This is a genomic window from Streptomyces nogalater, assembly GCF_039532885.1.
GTDB lineage: Bacteria > Actinomycetota > Actinomycetes > Streptomycetales > Streptomycetaceae > Streptomyces > Streptomyces nogalater.
Window position 1 is genome coordinate 1 of sequence record NZ_BAAASM010000079.1, and the last position, 18,019, is coordinate 18,019.

The 18,019-nt window shown below is 72.7% G+C and carries 13 protein-coding genes and 1 pseudogene; 5 read left to right on the forward strand and 9 right to left on the reverse strand.

The genetic code is table 11. The features are described 5' to 3' along the window. The first annotated feature begins 191 nt into the window (after positions 1-191). The 3 genes from ABD350_RS37320 to ABD350_RS37330 all read left to right on the forward strand — a co-directional run bounded on the left by ABD350_RS37320 (position 192) and on the right by ABD350_RS37330 (position 4,335). Positions 192-992 carry a sugar phosphate isomerase/epimerase family protein gene (locus ABD350_RS37320; protein ID WP_344353864.1) on the forward strand — a complete coding sequence of 267 codons (801 nt, stop codon included), beginning with the start codon at positions 192-194 and terminating at the stop codon, positions 990-992. Between the two features lie 87 nt (positions 993-1,079). Further along, positions 1,080-2,327 carry an MFS transporter gene (locus tag ABD350_RS37325; protein ID WP_344353819.1) on the forward strand — a complete coding sequence of 416 codons (1,248 nt, stop codon included), beginning with the start codon at positions 1,080-1,082 and terminating at the stop codon, positions 2,325-2,327. 157 nt (positions 2,328-2,484) lie between these two features. After that, positions 2,485-4,335, forward strand: a complete 1,851-nt coding sequence (locus ABD350_RS37330; RefSeq protein ID WP_344353821.1) for a glycoside hydrolase family 3 protein — start codon at positions 2,485-2,487, stop codon at positions 4,333-4,335. Here the strand turns inward: ABD350_RS37330 and ABD350_RS37335 are convergent. The 5 genes from ABD350_RS37335 to ABD350_RS37355 form a co-directional block, all read right to left on the reverse strand. Beyond that, complete coding sequence (locus ABD350_RS37335; protein WP_344353822.1) at positions 4,332-5,753, reverse strand: aminopeptidase; 1,422 nt, start codon at positions 5,751-5,753, stop codon at positions 4,332-4,334. The two genes, ABD350_RS37330 and ABD350_RS37335, sit on opposite strands and share 4 nt — an antisense overlap. A 105-nt stretch (positions 5,754-5,858) precedes the next feature. Beyond that, positions 5,859-6,248: a hypothetical protein gene (locus tag ABD350_RS37340; protein ID WP_344353867.1), complete on the reverse strand. Its 390-nt coding sequence runs from the start codon at positions 6,246-6,248 to the stop codon at positions 5,859-5,861. 109 nt (positions 6,249-6,357) lie between these two features. Then, positions 6,358-10,077 carry an ABC transporter ATP-binding protein gene (locus ABD350_RS37345; RefSeq protein WP_344353824.1) on the reverse strand — a complete coding sequence of 1,240 codons (3,720 nt, stop codon included), beginning with the start codon at positions 10,075-10,077 and terminating at the stop codon, positions 6,358-6,360. 90 nt (positions 10,078-10,167) lie between these two features. Beyond that, positions 10,168-11,196 carry an esterase-like activity of phytase family protein gene (locus ABD350_RS37350; RefSeq protein WP_344353826.1) on the reverse strand — a complete coding sequence of 343 codons (1,029 nt, stop codon included), beginning with the start codon at positions 11,194-11,196 and terminating at the stop codon, positions 10,168-10,170. Positions 11,197-11,249: 53 nt separating this feature from the next. Then, on the reverse strand, positions 11,250-12,173 hold the full coding sequence (locus ABD350_RS37355) for a serine hydrolase (RefSeq protein ID WP_344353828.1): 924 nt from the start codon (positions 12,171-12,173) through the stop codon (positions 11,250-11,252). Between the two features lie 273 nt (positions 12,174-12,446). Here ABD350_RS37355 and ABD350_RS37360 point away from each other — a divergent pair, with 273 nt between their 5' ends. Continuing rightward, positions 12,447-12,803 carry a peptidase inhibitor family I36 protein gene (locus ABD350_RS37360; protein ID WP_344353830.1) on the forward strand — a complete coding sequence of 119 codons (357 nt, stop codon included), beginning with the start codon at positions 12,447-12,449 and terminating at the stop codon, positions 12,801-12,803. 52 nt (positions 12,804-12,855) lie between these two features. Here ABD350_RS37360 and ABD350_RS37365 read toward each other — a convergent pair. Continuing rightward, positions 12,856-13,299: pseudogene (locus tag ABD350_RS37365) on the reverse strand (UTRA domain-containing protein); the annotation flags it as partial. A 102-nt stretch (positions 13,300-13,401) separates the two neighbouring features. On the opposite strand from ABD350_RS37365, the gene ABD350_RS37370 reads away from it, so the two are divergent. Further along, the gene (locus ABD350_RS37370; protein ID WP_344353831.1) at positions 13,402-13,695 is read left to right on the forward strand and encodes an ATP-binding protein; all 294 of its coding nucleotides are present in this window, start codon (positions 13,402-13,404) and stop codon (positions 13,693-13,695) included. On the opposite strand, the gene ABD350_RS37375 is transcribed toward ABD350_RS37370, so the two are convergent. From ABD350_RS37375 to ABD350_RS37385, 3 genes are read right to left on the reverse strand one after another with little or no spacing between them, the layout of a single operon-like run. After that, complete coding sequence (locus tag ABD350_RS37375; protein ID WP_344353833.1) at positions 13,683-15,368, reverse strand: thiamine pyrophosphate-binding protein; 1,686 nt, start codon at positions 15,366-15,368, stop codon at positions 13,683-13,685. The genes ABD350_RS37370 and ABD350_RS37375 overlap by 13 nt on opposite strands. Then, the gene (gene speB, locus ABD350_RS37380) at positions 15,365-16,345 is read right to left on the reverse strand and encodes an agmatinase (RefSeq protein ID WP_344353835.1); all 981 of its coding nucleotides are present in this window, start codon (positions 16,343-16,345) and stop codon (positions 15,365-15,367) included. Before speB ends, ABD350_RS37375 begins: the two co-directional genes overlap by 4 nt. A gap of 56 nt (positions 16,346-16,401) precedes the next feature. Further along, the gene (locus tag ABD350_RS37385; RefSeq protein WP_344353838.1) at positions 16,402-17,868 is read right to left on the reverse strand and encodes a sodium:solute symporter family protein; all 1,467 of its coding nucleotides are present in this window, start codon (positions 17,866-17,868) and stop codon (positions 16,402-16,404) included. Positions 17,869-18,019 lie beyond the last annotated feature (151 nt).

An 18,019-nucleotide genomic window follows, 5' to 3' on the forward strand; every position in this document is an offset into this window, starting at 1 on the left:
ACGCTGCGGGGCTTCGGGGGGCGGTGCATGGCCCCGGTGGGTGAGGGTGCGGGGGAGCGCCTTGGTGCCGCGCGCGTTCCGAGGCCCGTGCATGGCCACCGTAGGTTGACGGTGCGCGGGGCCGCGTGGGCGTCGCTCTCATCCTCCGGTCGGTGCATGACCCCCGTGGGCAGCGGGTACGCGGCGATGTCATGAAGCTGGCGTTCTCCACCCTCGGTGTTCCCGGGCTGCCCCTCCCGGACGTCCTCTCGCTCGCGACCGCCCACCGGTACCACGGCGTCGAGCTGCGCGCCCACCCGGAGGAACCGGTGCATCCGGGGCTGACCCCGGCCGAACGCGCCGAGACGGCCGCCCTGTTCCGGGCGGCCGGGGTGGAGATCGTGGGGCTGGCCGGGTACGCCCGGGTGGCCGCGGCGGGCGAGGACGGGCCCGTGCTGGCGGAGCTCCGGGAGCTGGTGCGGCTGGCCCACGACCTGGGGGCGCCCTTCGTACGGGTCTTCCCCGGCGCCGGCGCGCAGGAGCCGCGCGAGGAGGCGGACGCGATCGCCGCCCGACGGCTCGGTGCCGCCGCCGAGGACGCCGCCGCGCTCGGCGTCCGGATCCTGCTGGAGACCCACGACTCGCACCCCACCGGCGCCGACGCGATCCGGATCCTCGGCCCCGTCGGGCACCGCCACGCCGGCGCGCTGTGGGACGTGCTGCACACCTGGCTGGGCGGCGAGCAGCCCGCCGACAGCTACGCGGCCCTCGCCCCGCACCTCGGCTACGTCCAGGTCAAGGACGTCGCCTCGGCCGAGGACACCACCCCGCTGCCGCTCGGCGCCGGGGTGCTGCCGCTCGCCGAGTGCGTGGACGTGCTCACCCGGCGGGACTGGGACGGTTGGCTGTGCTGGGAGTACGAGAAGCGCTGGTACGAGCATGCGGCGCCGCTCGCCGAGCTGCTGGGCGAGGGGCGGGAGTACCTGGCGCGGCTGCTGGGGGAAGCCGCCTGAGCGGGGAAATTCGCTGGCGGGTGCCGGGGGGTGCGGTTAGCCTCCCCCGGTGACATCGCCGCCCGGGCCGTGCGCCCGCCTCCGCTCATGAGCCTCACCCGCACCTTCCTCGACATACGGCCGCTGCGCAGCTCGCCCGTCTTCCGGCGGCTGCTGATCGGGCGGACCGTGTCGTTGCTCGGCGGGTTCATGACCATGGTGACGGTCATGTACCAGGTGTGGGACCGGACCCACAGCACCGCCTGGACCGGCGCGGTGGGGCTCGCGCAGGCGCTGCCGCTGGTGGGGTTCGGGCTGTTCGCCGGGGCCTGGGCGGACCGGGCCGACCGGCGCCGGGTATACCTCGCGGCCACCGTCGGCCAGGCGGTCTGCTCCCTGGGGCTCGCGGTGCAGGGCTTCACCGGGCACGTCCCGGTGGCCGGGGTGCTGCTGCTGGTGGCGGTGCAGTCGGCGTTCGGCGCGCTCGCCGCCCCGGCGGCCGGGGTATTCCTGCCCCGGCTGCTGCCCAAGGACCAGGTGGCCGCGGGGCTCGCGCTGCAACAGGTCACCGGGCAGTCGATGATGCTGCTCGGGCCCGCGCTGGCCGGGGTGCTGCTGGGCTGGTTCGGCATCGGCGTCTGCTATCTGCTGGACGCCCTGAGCTTCGGCCTCGCCTTCTACGGCGCCTTCGGGCTGCCCCCGCTGCCGCCCGAGGGCGAGCCCGCCCGGCCGGGGCTGCGCGGCGCGCTGGACGGGCTGCGGTTCCTGGCCCGGCACCGGGTGGTGCGCGGTGCGCTGATCACCGATCTGGCCGCCACCGTGCTGTCGTTCCCGACGAGCCTGTTCCCGCTGGTCAACGCCGAGCGGTTCGGTGACCACCCGCGCACCCTCGGGCTGTTCCTGTCGGCGCTGGCGGTGGGCGGGATCGCGGCGACCGCGCTGTCCGGCCCGCTGACCCGGCTCGCCCGGCCGGGCCCGGTGATGCTGTGCGCGTCCGCCGGCTGGGGCGTGGCCCTGGTCCTGTTCGGGCTGACCACCAACGCCTGGGCGGGTCTGGCGCTGCTGGTGCTGGCCGGGGCGGCGGACGCCACGGCGGTGGTCTCCCGGTCCACGATCGTGCAGACCCGCACCCCGGACGCGCTGCTCGGCCGGGTCACCGCGGCCGAGCAGATCGTCGGCCAGGCGGGTCCGAGCCTGGGCAACGTGCGCGGCGGCCTGCTGGCCGGCTGGACCTCCGGCGTCACCGCGCTGGTGGCCGGCGGGGCGCTGTGCGTGCTGGCGGTGGCCGGTGTCGCCGCGGCCACCCCCGAACTGCGCGACCGCCGGAAGCCCGCTGCCAAGCCGGCCGTGCCGTGAGCGGCCCGGGCCGTCCAGGGGCCGGACGCGCCCTCGGAATCCCCGGCCGGCGGGCCCTTCCTGGTTACTGTGCAGTCCCTTGACGGAAAGAAACTTCCCGGATATTGGTGACTCCTCGGAAGTTTCCTTCAGCGGTTCTCCTCTGGAAGGAGCGCACGTGCCCGACACCAGCACGGGAAGCGACACCGGTACGGGAAGCACACGAAGAGACACCGCACGGCCGTCCAGACGGGCCGTCCTCGCCGCGACCGCGGGCGTCACCGCCGCCCTGACGGTCCCGACGGCCGCGCACGCCGCCGACGACGACCGCCGGCTGCGCGCCCTGATCTCCCGCATGACGCTTCAGGAGAAGGTCGGCCAGCTGTTCGTGACGCGGGTCTACGGCCACTCCGCCACCGCCCCCGACCAGGCCGACATCGACACCAACCTGAAGGAACTCGGCGTCCGCACCGCCGCCGAGCTGATCGCGAAGTACCGGGTCGGCGGCGTCATCTACTTCGCCTGGGCGCACAACACCCGCGACCCGCACCAGATCGCCGCCCTGTCCGACGGCATCCAGCGGGCCTCGCTGGACCAGCCGCGCGGGCTGTCCGTGCTCATCGCCACCGACCAGGAGCACGGCGCGGTGTGCCGGATCGGCAAGCCCGCCACCCTGCTGCCCGGCGCGATGGCCATCGGCGCCGGCCGCTCCCGCTCCGCCGCCCGGACCCTCGGCCGGATCTCCGGCGCGGAACTGCGCGCGATGGGCGTCCACCAGGACTACGCCCCCGACGCCGACGTGAACGTCAACCCGGCCAACCCGGTGATCGGGGTGCGCTCCTTCGGCGCCGACCCGGACGCGGTCGCCGCGCTGGTCGCCGCCGAGGTGAAGGGCTATCAGTCGGCCGGGGTCGCGACGAGCGCCAAGCACTTCCCGGGCCACGGGGACACCTCCGTGGACAGCCACTACGGCTTCCCGGTCATCACGCACAGCCGCGAGCTGTGGGAGAAGCTGGACGCCGTGCCCTTCCGGGCCGCGATCCGGGCGGGCGTCGACTCGGTGATGACCGGTCACATCCAGTTCCCGGCCCTGGACGGCTCCGGCGACCCGGCCACCCTGTCCCGGCCGGTGCTGACCGGCATCCTGCGCGGGGAACTCGGCTACGACGGCGTCGTCATCACCGACTCGCTCGGCATGCAGGGCGTGCGCACCAAGTACGGCGACGACCGGGTGCCGGTGCTCGCCCTGAAGGCCGGCGTGGACCAGCTGCTCAACCCGCCCTCTCTGGAGGTGGCCTGGAACGCGGTGCTGACGGCGGTGCGGAACGGCGAGCTGACCGAGGCCCGCCTCGATGAATCGATCCTGCGCATTCTGCGGCTCAAGGCCCGGCGCGGGGTGCTCGACCACCCCTGGGCCCACCCGGACCGGATCGGCCGCACGGTGGGCACGAAGGCCCACCTGGCCTCCGCCGACCGCATCGCCGAGCGCACCACCACCCTGCTGGTCAACGAGGACGGCACGCTGCCCTTCGACCACCACCGGGAACCCCGGGTCCTGGTCGTCGGCGCCGACCCGGCCTCCCCGTCCGGCACCACCGGCCCGCCCACCGGCGTGCTGTCCGCCGCCCTGGCCGAACTGGGCTTCGCCGCCACCGCGCTGTCCACCGGCACCGCGCCCTCCGCCGCGACCGTCGACAAGGCGGTCGCCGCCGCCGGGAACGCGGACGCGGTGATCGTGGCCACGTACAACGTGACGGCGGGCAGTTCCCAGCGCACCCTGGTCGACCGCCTGCTGGCCACCGGCAGGCCGGTGGCCGTGGTGGCGGTCCGCAACCCGTACGACATCGCGCAGCTGCCCGCCGTCAAGGCCTGTCTGGCCACGTACTGCTGGACGGACGTCGAACTGCGCGCCGCCGCACGGGTGCTGGCCGGGCGGGTGGCACCGCGCGGGCGGCTGCCGGTGCCGGTGCAGCGGGCGGACGACCCGTCGGCGGTGCTGTACCCGATCGGGCACGGGCTGACGTACTAGCCGGCTACCCGGGGCCGCAGCGCGGGTTCCCGTTCCACCTCCCGCACGTCCAGCCGCGCGTCGTACGGGGCCAGCGGCTTCGCCCGGTCCACGGTGGCCTGCGGCAGGCCCGCCCAGGCCAGGACGCGGGCGGTGGCGAGGCTCTTCTGCTCCGGGACAAGGCCGGCCACGTTGGCGCCGTGGTTCATGCCGGGCGCGGTGAACACGTAGGAGTCACGGGCGCCCGCGCCGGGCCGGAAGCGCTCCGATCCCCAGGGGTCGTTCTGGCCGTAGACGAACAGCATGCGCGTGGCGTGGTGCCGGACCCAGGTGTCCACGTCCCGCATCGCCCACGGTTCGAACCGCATCGGGATGGAGCGGGGCACGTAGTTCCGGGGCGGCTGGTAGCCGTAGCGGATCAGGTGCCGGTCGATGCCGGGGAAGTGGATGGTGGGCGCGCCCAGCTGGGTGCCGGCCTGGTAGTAGTACGGGGTGTACGGGTCCAGTCCCTGGTCGGTGTACGCCTCGAAGCCCGAGATGGTGTCGAGCGAGGTCCACAGCGCGTCGTCGCCCGCGGTGGCCGCCGGGACCGTGTCGCAGTCCTTGAGCAGGCTGTACTGCCAGAAGCCCCATGCGTAGTCCAGGACGACCGCCTCGTAGGCCCGGTCCAGGCCGCCGATGGTGTCGAAGGTGTAGCCCTTCGCGGCGGCGTACTCGGCGTACTTCTCCTCCATCCGCTCGCGGCGCACCAGGGCCTCGCGCTGCACGGCGGTCAGCCGGTCCCGGCACTCCTTGGTGCCGACGCGGGCGAAGAAGCGGTCGTAGGCGGAGTCCTCGGCATCGACCACGTCGTTGGGGGCGACGTAGGCGACGACACCGTCCATGTCGCCCGGGTAGAACCGCTCGTAGTAGGTGGCCGTCATGCCGCCCTTGGAGGCGCCGGTGGCCAGCCAGTTGGCGGGGTAGAGCGCCTTCAGCGCCCGGAACAGGCGGTGCTGGTCGCTCGCGGCCTGCCAGATGTCGAGCTTCGACCAGTCGGCCGGGGCCGGGCGCGAGGGGGTGAAGAAGCGGTACTCCAGGGAGACCTGGTTGCCGTCCACGATCTGGGTGGGTTCGCGGCGCGAGGGCTTGGTGGAGAGGTGGTAGCCGCCGGTGTAGAAGACGGTGGGCCGGCTCACGTCCTTGTGCAGCACGGTGATCCGCTGCCGGAAGGTGCCCCGGTCCGGGTGGCGGTGGTCGACGGGCTGGGCGAAGTTCAGGACGAAGTAACGGTAGCCGGGGTACGGCTTCTCCTCGACCAGGCTCATGCCGGGTATCGACAGCAGCCGGTCCTCGATGTCGGTGGGCTCGTCCCCGGCGGCGGTGGCCGCCCCGGCCGTCGTGCTCAGCGTGCCGATGAGCACCGCGAGCGCGAGCAGCCATCTGAGCGCCTTGCGCATGCGCACTCTCCCCTGTGAGACGGATGTGCGCCGGAAACTATCCCAGCAAGTGCCGCCCCACCAGAGGACGTTCGCCCGGTCGCCGGGCCACCCCTGCTCAGCGGCTCAGCACAGGATCCAGCCGGAACTGACCGAGTCCCGGCCCACCGCGCCCTTGATCCACACGCAGCGGTGCCCGGCGTGCACGGTCACCGGACCGGCGAGCCGGTTGTAGCGGCCCCGGTCCACCACCGGCCGGTTGCCGCGCGCCTGCACGCTGACCGACATGGTGCGGGCGGGACCCGGTGTGCGGGGGACGGTGACGGCGCAGACGTAGCCGTCGCGTTTGTAGACGTGGGTGACGCCGGTCTTGAACGGCAGGGTCCGCACCTCGCGACCGGCGCAGCCGCCGGACGCGGCCTGCGCGGTCCCGGTCGCCGTCAGCGCGAGCGTGCCCGCCGCGGCCAGCACGGCCGCGCCGAGGGCCAGCCGCCGCCGTATCGCACCACTGCCCACTTCGTCCTCCCCGTACCCGGTCACACTCCTCCGTCTCCGCACTGATGTACGGACGCACACATGTGCCGGATGGTTGCACGACCGTCAGCCAAACGATGCGTCGGGGGCCTCAACGGGAGGCTCCGACCGGCTCCTCCGGCTCGGGCCGGCCGACGAAGGTCCGCCACAGCTCGGCGTACCGGCCGTCACGGGCCAGCAGCTCCTCGTGGGTGCCGTCCTCGGCGACCCGGCCGTGGTCCATCACCACCACCCGGTCGGCGCGGGCCGCGGTGGTCAGCCGGTGCGCCACCACCAGCGTGGTACGGCGGCCCGCCAGCCGGTCGGTGGCCTGGTTGACCTGTGCCTCGGTGGCCAGGTCCAGGGCGGCCGTGGCCTCGTCCAGCAGCAGGATGTCCGGGTCGACCAGTTCGGCGCGGGCGAGGGCGATCAGCTGGCGCTGGCCCGCCGAGAGGTTCCGGCCGCGCTCGGCGACCTCGTGCAGATAACCGCCCGGCAGCCGGGCGATCATCTCGTGCGCGCCGACCGCCCGGGCCGCCGCCTCCACCTCGGCGTCGGTGGCGTCGGGACGGCCGTAGGCGATGGCGTCGCGGATGGTGCCCGGGAAGAGGTACGCCTCCTGCGGCACCACCCCGAGCCGGTGCCGGTAGGAGGTGAGGTCCAGGGCGCGCAGATCCGTGCCGTCCGCCGTGACCCGTCCGGCGGTCGGGTCGTAGAACCGCGCGACCAGCTTGACCAGGGTCGACTTCCCGGCGCCCGTCTCGCCGACGAACGCGACCGTCTGCCCGGCCGGGATCGTCAGGTCGATGCCGGTGAGGGCCTCCTCCTCGTCGCCGTAGGCGAACCGGACGCCCTCGAAGACGATGTCGCCGCGCAGCGAGAGCACCTCCAGCGGGGCGTCGGCGGTCTTCGTGGACGTCGGCTCGCGCAGCAGCTCCTGGATGCGGCCCAGCGAGACCGTGGCCTGCTGGTAGCCGTCGAAGACCTGGGAGAGCTGCTGGACGGGCGCGAAGAACAGGTCGATGTAGAGCAGGTAGGCCACCAGGGCGCCGGTGGTGAGCGTGGCCGCCTCCACCCGGCCCGCGCCCGCGATCAGCACGGACGCCGCCGCGACCGACGACAGCAGCTGCACGAACGGGAAGTACACCGAGATCAGCCACTGGCCGTGGACACGGGCGCGCCGGTACTCGGCGCTGCGCTCGGCGAACCGCCGGCCGCCGTCCCGCTCCCGCCGGAAGGCCTGCACGATCCGCAGTCCGGCCACGGTCTCCTGGAGGTCGGCGTTGACCCCCGAGACGCGCTCGCGGGCCAGCTCGTACGCCTTCACACTGGCCCGGCGGAAGAAGAAGGTGGCCACGGCCAGCGGGGGCAGGGTGGCGAAGACGACCAGGGCCAGCTGCACGTCGAGGACCAGCAGGGCGGCCATGATGCCGAAGAAGGTGACGACCGAGACGAACGCGGTGACCAGGCCCGTCTGGAGGAAGGTCGACAGAGCGTCGACGTCCGTGGTCATCCGCGTCATGATGCGGCCGGTCAGCTCGCGCTCGTAGTAGTCCAGGCCGAGCCGCTGGAGCTGCGAGAAGATCTTCAGCCGCAGGGTGTAGAGCACCCGCTCGCCGGTGCGGCCGGTCATCCGGATCTCGGCGATCTGCGCGGCCCACTGCACCAGCACGGTCAGCAGGGCGAGCAGGGACGCCGACCACACCGCGCCGATCGCCATGCGGGTCACGCCGGAGTCGATGCCGTGCCGGATCAGCACCGGCAGCAGCAGGCCCGCGCCCGCGTCCACGGCGACCAGCGCCAGGCTGACCAGCAGCGGCGGCCAGAAGCCGCGCAGCAGGCGGCGCAGGCCGTAGGACTCCTCGGGCAGCGTCGCGCGGCCCTCGTCGATGTCGGGGGTGTCGGTGGCCGGGGGCAGCGCCTGGACCTGGGCGAGCAGCTCCGGGGTGGCCGGGGAGCCGGCGAGCGCCTGGTCCTTGGGTTCGCGGTCGCCGGTCCACAGCCGGGGGGTCACGCCCCGCTCGGCGTCGAACTCGGCGTCCAGCTCGTCGCGGACGGAGGTGTCCTCGGCGGGCGTCGCCGGGCGGGCGTGGCCCGGGGAGACGCCGCCCAGCTCGTCCGGGTCGGTGAGCAGCCGCCGGTACAGGGCCGAGCGCTCCTGGAGTTCCTCGTGGGTGCCGAGGTCGGCGAGCCGGCCGCCGTCCAGGACGGCGATGCGGTCGGCGAGGTTCAGGGTGGAGCGGCGGTGGGCGATGAGCAGGGTGGTACGGCCCCGCATCACATGCTTCAGCGCCTCGTGGATCTCGTGCTCCACACGGGCGTCGACGGCCGAGGTGGCGTCGTCCAGGACCAGCAGGCGAGGGTCGGTGAGCAGGGCGCGGGCGAGCGCGAGGCGCTGGCGCTGGCCGCCGGAGAGGGTCAGGCCGTGTTCGCCGACCTTGGTGTCGTAGCCGTCGGGCAGCTCGCTGATGAAACGGTCCGCCTGGGCGGCGCGGGCGGCGGCCTCGATCTCCTCGTCGGTGGCGTCGGGGCGGCCGTAGGCGATGTTGTTGCGGACGGTGTCGGAGAAGAGAAACGAATCTTCGGGGACGAGGCCGATCGCGGCGCGCAGCGAGTCCAGGGTCAGCTCGCGCACGTCGTGGCCGCCGATCAGGACGGCTCCCCGGGTGACGTCGTAGAAGCGCGGCAGCAGCAGCGAGAGGGTGGACTTGCCGGAGCCCGAGGAGCCGACGACGGCGAGGGTCTCACCGGCCCGGATCTCGAAGCCGATCCCCTCCAGGACCGGGCGTTCGCGGTCGTAGCCGAAGCTCACGTCGTCGAACTCGACGGTCGCCGGCGCGTCGGCGGGCAGGTCCTTCGTGCCGTCCTTGAGCGTCGGCTCGGTGTCGATCAGCTCCAGGACGCGCTCGGTGCCGGCGCGGGCCTGCTGGCCGACCGTGAGCACCATCGCGAGCATCCGGACCGGGCCGACCAGCTGGGCCAGGTAGGTGGAGAAGGCCACGAAGGTGCCGAGCGTGATGTGGCCGTGCACGGCGAGCCAGCCGCCGAGGGCCAGCATGGCGACCTGGCCGAGCGCCGGGACGGCCTGGAGGGCCGGGGTGTACCGGCTGTTCAGGCGGATCGTGCGCAGCCGGCCCGCGAACAGCCGGCGGCCGACCTCGCGGAGCTTGTTGGTCTCCTGCTCCTCCTGCCCGAAGCCCTTCACCACGCGCACACCGCTGACCGCGCCGTCGACCACGCCGGCCACGGCGGCGGCCTGCGCCTGGGCGTACCAGGTGGCCGGGTGCAGCCGGGTGCGGCTGCGCCGGGCGATCCAGCCGAGGGCGGGGGCGACGGCGAGGGCGACCAGGGTCAGCGGCAGCGACAGCCACGCCATGATCACCAGGGACATCAGGAAGAGCAGGACGTTCCCGATGGTCATCGGGAGCATGAACAGCAGGCCCTGGATCAGCTGGAGATCGCTGGTGGCGCGGCCGACGACCTGCCCGGTGGACAGCTCGTCCTGGCGGCGGCCGTCCAGCCGGGTGATCGTGCCGTACATCTCGGTCCGCAGGTCGTGCTGGACGTCCAGGGCGAGCCGGCCGCCGTAGTAGCGGCGGATATAGGTGAGGACGTAGACCAGGACGGCGGCGGCTATGAGGGCGCCGGCCCAGGGGGCCATGGCGCGGCTGTGGTCGCCTATCACGTCGTCGATGATCACCTTGGTGATCAGGGGGACGACGGCCATCACCGCCATGCCGGCGAGGGAGGAGCCGAGGGCCAGGACGACGTCCTTCGGATACCGCCAGGCGTATCCCGCCAGCCGTCGTGCCCATCCCCGTTGCGCTGCCACGCCGATGCCTTCCGTCCGTCCTGCTCTGCCGGAAGGCACCAACACGGCGGGAAGCGGATTTCATCCCTCCGCAACAAACCGGGGCCTCGGTCAGGCGCGTACCCGTAGCCGGTAGAACCGGGTCGTCTGGGCCGGGTTCTGGTTGTCGTCGCTGACCAGGAGGACCTTCAGGCGGCCCGTGGCGTCGCGGCCGGTGATCGTCATGCCCTCGATGTTGTCCAGCAGGGGGTTGGGCTGGGGCTGCCGCGCCGTGGCGCCGAGCGACGGGCAGGCCGCGATGTCGGCGAGCAGGGTCTTCTTCACCGGCCGGACGGCGCTCCCGCCGGTCAGGTGCTCGACGCCGGCCGTGTCCGTGGCGTGGCGGAGGTCGGCGAGGTAGAGGCGGACGGTGTTGCCGACGCCCGCGGTGAAGCCGCGCTCCAGGACGAGCAGGCGGCCGTCGGGGGTGGCCTGCACCTCGGGGACGCCGAGGCCGGGGTCGGTGCGGTAGGCGTACTGGGCGGCGGGCGTGAAGCGGCCCCGGTGGCGCTGCCAGGTCTGGAAGCGGACGGTGCCGGCGGAGTCGCCCGCCAGCGCGTACTCCATGGAGGCCAGCAGGGTGCGGCCGCCGGGCAGCAGGGTCAGGCCCTCGAAGGTCTGGTTGGCGGTGGCCCGGCCGGCCGGGGCGACGCGGAGGGCGGACGGCACCGGGAGCCGGTCCAGGATCTCGCCGCCGGGGCTGTAGCGGCGCACGGACGGCTCGGTCTCGGAGGAGACCAGCCGGGAGCCGTCGCGGTCGACGACCAGGCCCTCGGAGTCGAGGTCGGCGCCCTTCTCGTCGGCGAGGCGGACGACCCCCTCCGGGCGGAGGGTGCGGGCGTCCAGCCGGAACAGGGACGAGCGGTCCCCGAGGGCCGCGAGCGAGCCGTCCCGGTCCACGGCGAGGGCGGAGAGGTTGCCGGTGTAGGTGCCGTCGTACGTCGTCTTGTCGAGCGCGTCGGAGAAGCGGTCGAGAAGGACGTACGGCGAACAGGCGTGGCGGTTGCCCGGCGGGTGGGCGGCGGCGGGTCCGGCGGCGGTCAGGGAGGTGACCGCCGCCAGACCGGCGGCGAGGCCGGCGCATACGGTTCTCAGGCGCATGGCCGTCACCGTAGGGCCGGCCGGTGACGTACGGGAAGCCGTCTCGTGAAGGGTCAGCCCTGCGGCGGGACGGCGACGAACGCCTCGCGCGGCTGGCTGGTCGGCGTGAAGCGGGTGACGCCGGAGGTGGTCGGCACCAGGTCCTTGTGGATGGCCTTGGCGACGTTCTGGATGGTGGTCACGCCGTAGTTCATCGTGCTGTTGTCCTGGGTCAGCACGGTGATCATGTAGTCGTGGCCGGCGCCCTTGAAGGTGCCCAGGCTGTGCACGCGCCAGCCGTGCGTGGAGCGCTGCAGCCAGCCGTTCTTGACGTGCACGGACACGGAGGACGGGGCGCCCGCCGGGGTGCCCCAGCGCTGCGAGGAGACGACCTGCCCCATCAGCTTCTGGATGTAGTCGCGGGAGTTGTCGCTCAGCACGTTGTTCTTGGCGGTGATGAGCTGGAGCAGCTTCTGCTCGTCGTTGACGTTCTCCTGGGTCAGGCCCCAGTAGCCGCCCGTGCCCGGCACCGTCTTGGTCATGCCGGCGGCCTTGAGGAAGCCCTTGATCTTCGTCATGCCGAGCTGCTTCCAGAGCTTGCTGGTCGCGTTGTTGTCGGACTTGGTGATCATGGCCTTGGCAAGCGACTGCTCGGTGCTCGTCAGGTACCGGTTGTGCTTCTTGGCGTCCCACAGCAGCGTGGCGAGCACGGTGACCTTGACGGTGCTGGCCGAGTCGTAGGCGCTGGTGGCCCGCAGGGTGCAGGTGGTCTTGGTGCTGCGGTCGTACAGGCCGACGGCGACGGTGCCCTTGCGGCCCGCGAGGGCGGCCGTGATGTCCTTCTTCAGCTTGGCGGCGAGGCCCGCCTTGGCCGACGTACAGGTCACGGCCGGGGTGGCGGCGGCGGCCGGGGTGGCGGCGGTGACGGCGGGTATGAGCAGCGCGGCGCTGACGACGGCCGCGAGCGCGCCGGCCCGGCCGGTGGTCCGGTGAGTCATGGAAAAGTCCCCTTGAAGGTCCGGGCGTCCCCCTGAACGCCCTTGAGCGCACGTGTGCGCCGCCTTACTGGACTCGCCAGAAGTGCCGACGGTTGCACGTACGTTCGGAAAGACGGGGCTGCCCACCGGCCTGGTCCTACTAATCCCACTTCTTCCCTCACACCGGGGAAGGGGGAATGCCCCCCGGGCGTGTCAGCCCGGCCCGCCCCCACCATGACGGTGCCCGGCGCACCGCACTGCCGGCCACTTCGACTCCCATGCCTGGAGAGCCCTATGAAGCAGTTCCGTTCCTGGACGCTGGCCGCCGCCCTCGCCCTGACCGCCGTACTCCTGCCCACCCAGACCGCCACGGCCAAGGCCGCCCAGCCCTCCTGCCCCGACGGCTCCGTCTGCTTCTGGAGCGGCGAGAACTTCGGCGGCTCCTCCTGGGAGTGGACGGCCCGCAGCGGCTACCGCGACATGCCGCCGTTCCTCCACGACCACGTGGGCTCGTTCGTCTCCTCCACCCGCGCGTGTTTCATCAACTGGAGCCCGGTACAGAAGCGGGACGTCTTCAACGGCGACTGGCGCTCCCGCTACCTGGGCGACTTCGGCGGCCGGATCGACGGGGTGGGGCCGGGGGGCTGCTGACCCGCCCGCCCGGCAACCGGCTTTCGAGGCCTGAGGGAGCAGTTGAACTCCCTCAGGCCTCGAAGTCGTACTCCAGGACGTAGGCCGAGGAGTCCAGCACCATCTCGTTGACCTCGACGGCGAGCCCGTCGGCGTCGTAGGCGGTGCGCGCGATCAGTACGACCGGCACACCCGCCGGGAGCGCCAGCCGCTCGGCCTCCTCCGCACCCGGCATCCGGGACCGGATCTCCTCCCGGAACCGGACGGGCCCGTGCCCCAGCTCCGCGAGCCGCGCGTACGTGCCACCCGGTCCGGTCTCCGGCCGAGTGATCGCCGTACCTCCAGGACCGCTGCCACGGCCGCGGGCGCCGCTTCCTCGGTCACCTCCGCCGAGTCCACGACCAGTTCCCGGTCCCCGATGTCGGCGGACCAGACAGAGCGCCCCTCGGCCCCACCGCTCCCGCGCGAGCCGCTCGATGCCCCGGCGGCGGATGGGCCTGAAGTCCCGGACGAGCACCGATGTCTCCCATCCTCGCCTGTGGCCTGATCACCTCGGAGGCCCCATGCCGGACAACGGCACCCGGCAACCGTCTGGACGCACCGGTGTGACGGAAGCCCAATGGCGCCTGCTCGCGAACTGATGAGCAACGCCATCCGGCACATCCGGAGACCGGCCGGCCGGGAGACCGGCGTCCGCATCGCCCAGTACAACGGGCGGCTGCGGGTGGAGGTGGCCGACGCCAGCCATGCCCGGCCGGTGCCGAAGACGGCGGCGACCGACGACGAACACGGCCGCGGTCTCGCCATCATCAGCGCCCTCTCGGTGCGTTGGGGCTGCTGCCCCCGGCGGCACGGCATCGGGAAGGCCGTCTGGGTCGAGCTGTTGCTGTCGTCCAGCGCTCAGTCCAGGTGAGTTGGTGCGAACATCCGCAGGACCGCCGGGAGTACGACCACCGACGGGCCCGGGGTCTTCAGGGCCCGGCCCAAGTCCTCTTGCAGGGTTTCCGGGGTCGTGTGGGTGGCCGTTACTCCGAAGGACTCCGCCAGGGCCACGTAGTCCGGGCGGTGGAGTTCCGTGGCCGTCGGTTCGCCGAAGGCGTCCGTCATGTACTCGCGGAGGATGCCGTAGCCGCCGTCGTCGACGATCAGCCAGGTGACGGGGAGGTCGTACTGCTTGGCCGTGGCCAGTTCGGCGATGGAGTAGAGGGCTCCGCCGTCGCCGGAGACCGCCAGGACCGGGCGGGTCGGGTCCGCCGCCGCCGCGCCGAGGGCCGCCGGGAAGCCGTAGCCGAGGCCGCCCGCGCCCTGGGCGGAGTGCATGAGGTTCGGGCCCTGCGCGTCGAACGCCGACCAGGCCCAGTACGCCAGGATCGTCATGTCCCAGAAGGACGGGGAGTCGGCGGGGAGGGCCTGGCGGACGGCCGACAGGACCTGCTGCTCCAGGGTCAGGTTCTGGCCGTCGATGCGGGCCGCCACCTTCGCCAGCAGCTCGCGTACCCGCTCCCGTGCCGTCTCGTCCGGGCGGTCCGCCACCGTCTCCAGCAGGGCCTGGAGGGCGAGGCGGGCGTCCGCGTGGATGCCCAGGGCCGGGTGGTTGGACTCCAGTTTGCCGAGGTCGGCCTCGATCTGGATCACCCGGCCCCGGGGCTTGAACGTGTGGTAGTTGGAGGAGAGTTCGCCCAGGCCCGAGCCGATCACCAGCAGGACGTCCGCTTCCTCAAGGAAGTCCGTCGTGTGGCGGTCCTCCAGCCAGGACTGGAGGGACAGGGGGTGGTGCCAGGGGAACGCGCCCTTGCCGCCGAACGTCGTCACCACCGGCGCGTTCAGCTTCTCCGCCAGCAGCCGCAGCTTCCCCGAGGCGTCCGACCGTACGACCCCGCCGCCCGCGATGATCGCCGGGCGGGCGGCCTGGGACAGCAAGTGGGCGGCCAGTGCGGTCAGTTCCGGGCGCGGGGGCAGGTCGTCCGGGAGGGCGTCCGGCGCCGACACCACCGGCAGCGCGGCCGGAGCCAGCAGGACGTCCTGCGGGATCTCCACCCACACCGGTCCGTGCGGGGCCGTCAGCGCCGACTTCCAGGCCGCCGCGATCGCCGACGGGATCTGGGACTGGCTGCGGACCGTGTGGACGGATTTCACCACGCCCTGGAAGGAGGCCGACTGGTCGGGGAGTTCGTGCAGGTAGCCCTTGCGGGCCCCGCCCAGGCCGGCCACCGGGATCTGGCTGCTGATCGCCAGCACCGGCGCGCTGGCCGCCGCCGCCTCCTGGAGCGCGGCCAGCGAGGTCAGCGCCCCCGGGCCGGTCGAGAGCAGCAGCGGGGCCGCCTCGCCCGTGATCCTGCCGTACGCGTCGGCCGCGAAACCCGCGTTGTTCTCCACCCTGAGGCCGATGTAGCGCAGCGAGGAGCGGCGCAGGGCGTCGAACATGCCGAGGGCGTGCTGGCCGGGCAGGCCGAAGACCGTCGTCGCGCCGAGCCCGGCCAGCGTCTCCACGACCAGGTCTCCGCCGTTGCGCCCCGGGGGCGGGTTCAGGGCGGCGGTGATCTGCGCCGGTGTCGGGCGGAGTACCAGGTCGTGGTCGTGGGTCACTTCGCTTCCGTGTCCTTCCGGGCCGCGGCGATCTGGCGGCTCATGATGGTGGTCAGTTCGTAGGCGGTGTGGGAGGCCGCGACCGAGGTGATCTCGGCGTGGTCGTACGCCGGGGCGACCTCGACCACGTCCGCCGAGACCAGGTTGCACGACGCCAGGCCGCGCAGGATCTCCAGCAGCTCGCGGGAGGTCATGCCGCCCGCTTCCGGGGTGCCGGTGCCGGGCGCGTGCGCCGGGTCCAGGCAGTCGATGTCGATGGAGATGTACAGCGGGCGGTCGCCGATGCGCTGGCGCAGCTGGTCGGCGATCTCGTCGGCGCCCCGGCGGTAGACGTCCGCCGAGGTGACGATGCCGAAGCCCATCTTCTCGTCGTCGGTGAGGTCCTGCTTGCCGTACAGCGGGCCGCGGGTGCCGACGTGGGAGAGGGCCGAGGTGTCGAGGATGCCCTCCTCCACCGCGCGGCGGAACGGGGTGCCGTGGGTGTACTCGGCGCCGAAGTAGGTGTCCCAGGTGTCCAGGTGGGCGTCGAAGTGCAGCAGGGCCACCGGGCCGTGCTTCTTCGCCACCGACCGCAGCAGCGGCAGGGCGATGGTGTGGTCGCCGCCGAGGGTCATCAGGCGGGCGCCGGTGCCGAGCAGGTCGTCGGCGGCGGCCTCGATGGTCTCCACGGCCTCGTTGATGTTGAACGGGTTCACCGCGATGTCGCCGCCGTCGGCGACCTGCGCCAGGGCGAACGGGGAGGCGTCCTGCGCCGGGTTGTACGGGCGCAGCAGCCGGGACGCCTCACGGATGGCGTTGCCGCCGAAGCGGGCGCCGGGCCGGTACGAGACACCGGAGTCGAACGGCACGCCCACCACGGCGACATCGGCGGTGCCGACCTCGTCCAGGCGGGGCAGCCGGGCGAAGGTCGCGGGGCCGGCGTACCGCGGGATGCGGGAGGAGTCGACGGGGCCGCGGGGCGTCTCGTTGCTGCTCATCGTGAAATGCCTTCTTTCTTGCGCTTCGTCGCGCATGTACTGCTTTCCCTGTGACTCTACTGGTGAGCCGGGACCGTTTCGGACGACAGTTCGGAAGGCCGCCCGGCGAGGCGCTCGCGCCAGGCGGCGAGGACGGCCTCGTCGGTGGGCCGGGTGGCCAGGGAGACGGCGACGTAGGCCACGAGGGAGGCCAGCAGGCCGTAGTAGACGGGCTCGTTGGCGAGGATGCCGTAGCCGGCCATCAGGCCGATGACGGCCAGGCCGCCGACGGCGACGGAGGCCAGCGCGCCCCGGGCCGTGCCGCGCTTCCACAACAGGCCGCCGAGGATGGGCACCAGCAGGCCGCCGACGAGCAGGTTGTAGGCCACGGTGAGCGCCTGGACCACGTCGTTCAGCGCGATCGCGGTGCCGATCACGGCGAGGCCCATGACGAGGATGAAGGCGCGGTTGCCGGCGACCTCGTCGCGCTCCTCGTGCTCCCCGGTGCGCTTGGTGAGGCCGCGCAGCCGGGACCAGATGTCGTTGTTGGCGACCGTGGCGCAGGCGATCAGGGCGCCGGAGGACGTCGACATCACGGCGGCCAGGGCGGCGGCCAGCACCAGACCGCGCACGCCGACGGGGAGTTCGTCCTTGACGATGGTGGCGAAGGCGTCGTCCGGGCTGCCCAGCTTCGGGTAGAGCACCCTGGCGGCGGTGCCGATCACCGCGCCGGCGACGGCGTAGGCCAGACAGTAGGTTCCGGCCACCGTGCCGCCCCAGCGGGCGGTCCGGTCGCTGCGGGCGGTGAACACGCGCTGCCAGATGTCCTGGCCGATCAGCATGCCGAACGTGTAGATCAGCACGTACGTGAAGATCGTCTCGCCGCCGACGCCCAGCGGGTCGAAGTAGGAGGTCGGCAGCTGCGCCTTCATCTCGGCGAAGCCGCCCGCCTTGACCACCGCGATGGGCAGCAGCAGGAGCAGGACGCCGATCGTCTTGACGACGAACTGCACCATGTCGGTCAGGGTGATGGACCACATCCCGCCGAGGGTGGAGTACGCCACGACGATCGCGCCGCCGAGGACGATGGCGACCGTGCGGTTCACGTCGAACAGCACGTCGAAGATGGTGGCGTAGGCGATGGTGGAGGTCACCGCGAGCATCAGGGTGTACGCCCACATGACCACGCCGGAGATCACGCCGGCCCGGCCGCCGTAGCGCAGGTCCAGCATCTCGGAGACGGTGTAGACCTTCAGGCGGGCGATGCGGGCGGAGAAGAACACGGACAGGGCGAGGAGCCCGAGGCCGATGGTGAAGACCATCCAGGCGCCGGACAGGCCGTACTGGTAGCCCAGCCCCACGCCGCCGATGGTGGACGCGCCGCCGAGGACGATCGCCGCCATGGTGCCGGAGTACATGGCGGGGCCCAGGCGGCGGCCCGCCACCAGGAACTCGCTCTTGGACTTGGCGCGGCGCATGCCCCACCAGCCCATCGCCAGCATGCCGGCGAGATAGACGACGATCACTGTGTAGTCGACGGCCATGGGGCGGCCCTCCTTCGCGCACTGTCCGGTGGCGTGTCGTGCAGATGCTTCGGTTCCGTCGGCAGCGGCTCGCGGGGACATCCGCCCGTACCCGCGGCTGCCGTGCTCACTTGACAGTAGGTGGCCGGAAAGCGACTGCGAAGTGTACGTT

Bases quoted from the DNA above. Each gene is read 5' to 3' on its own strand.
- ABD350_RS37320 (WP_344353864.1), top strand. From the start codon at position 192: ATGAAGCTGGCGTTCTCCACCCTCGGTGTTCCCGGGCTGCCCCTCCCG.
- ABD350_RS37325 (WP_344353819.1), top strand. From the start codon at position 1,080: ATGAGCCTCACCCGCACCTTCCTCGACATACGGCCGCTGCGCAGCTCG.
- ABD350_RS37335 (WP_344353822.1), bottom strand. From the start codon at position 5,753: ATGCGCAAGGCGCTCAGATGGCTGCTCGCGCTCGCGGTGCTCATCGGC.
- ABD350_RS37350 (WP_344353826.1), bottom strand. From the start codon at position 11,196: ATGCGCCTGAGAACCGTATGCGCCGGCCTCGCCGCCGGTCTGGCGGCG.
- ABD350_RS37355 (WP_344353828.1), bottom strand. From the start codon at position 12,173: ATGACTCACCGGACCACCGGCCGGGCCGGCGCGCTCGCGGCCGTCGTC.
- ABD350_RS37360 (WP_344353830.1), top strand. From the start codon at position 12,447: ATGAAGCAGTTCCGTTCCTGGACGCTGGCCGCCGCCCTCGCCCTGACC.
- ABD350_RS37370 (WP_344353831.1), top strand. From the start codon at position 13,402: ATGGCGCCTGCTCGCGAACTGATGAGCAACGCCATCCGGCACATCCGG.
- speB (WP_344353835.1), bottom strand. From the start codon at position 16,345: ATGAGCAGCAACGAGACGCCCCGCGGCCCCGTCGACTCCTCCCGCATC.
- ABD350_RS37385 (WP_344353838.1), bottom strand. From the start codon at position 17,868: ATGGCCGTCGACTACACAGTGATCGTCGTCTATCTCGCCGGCATGCTG.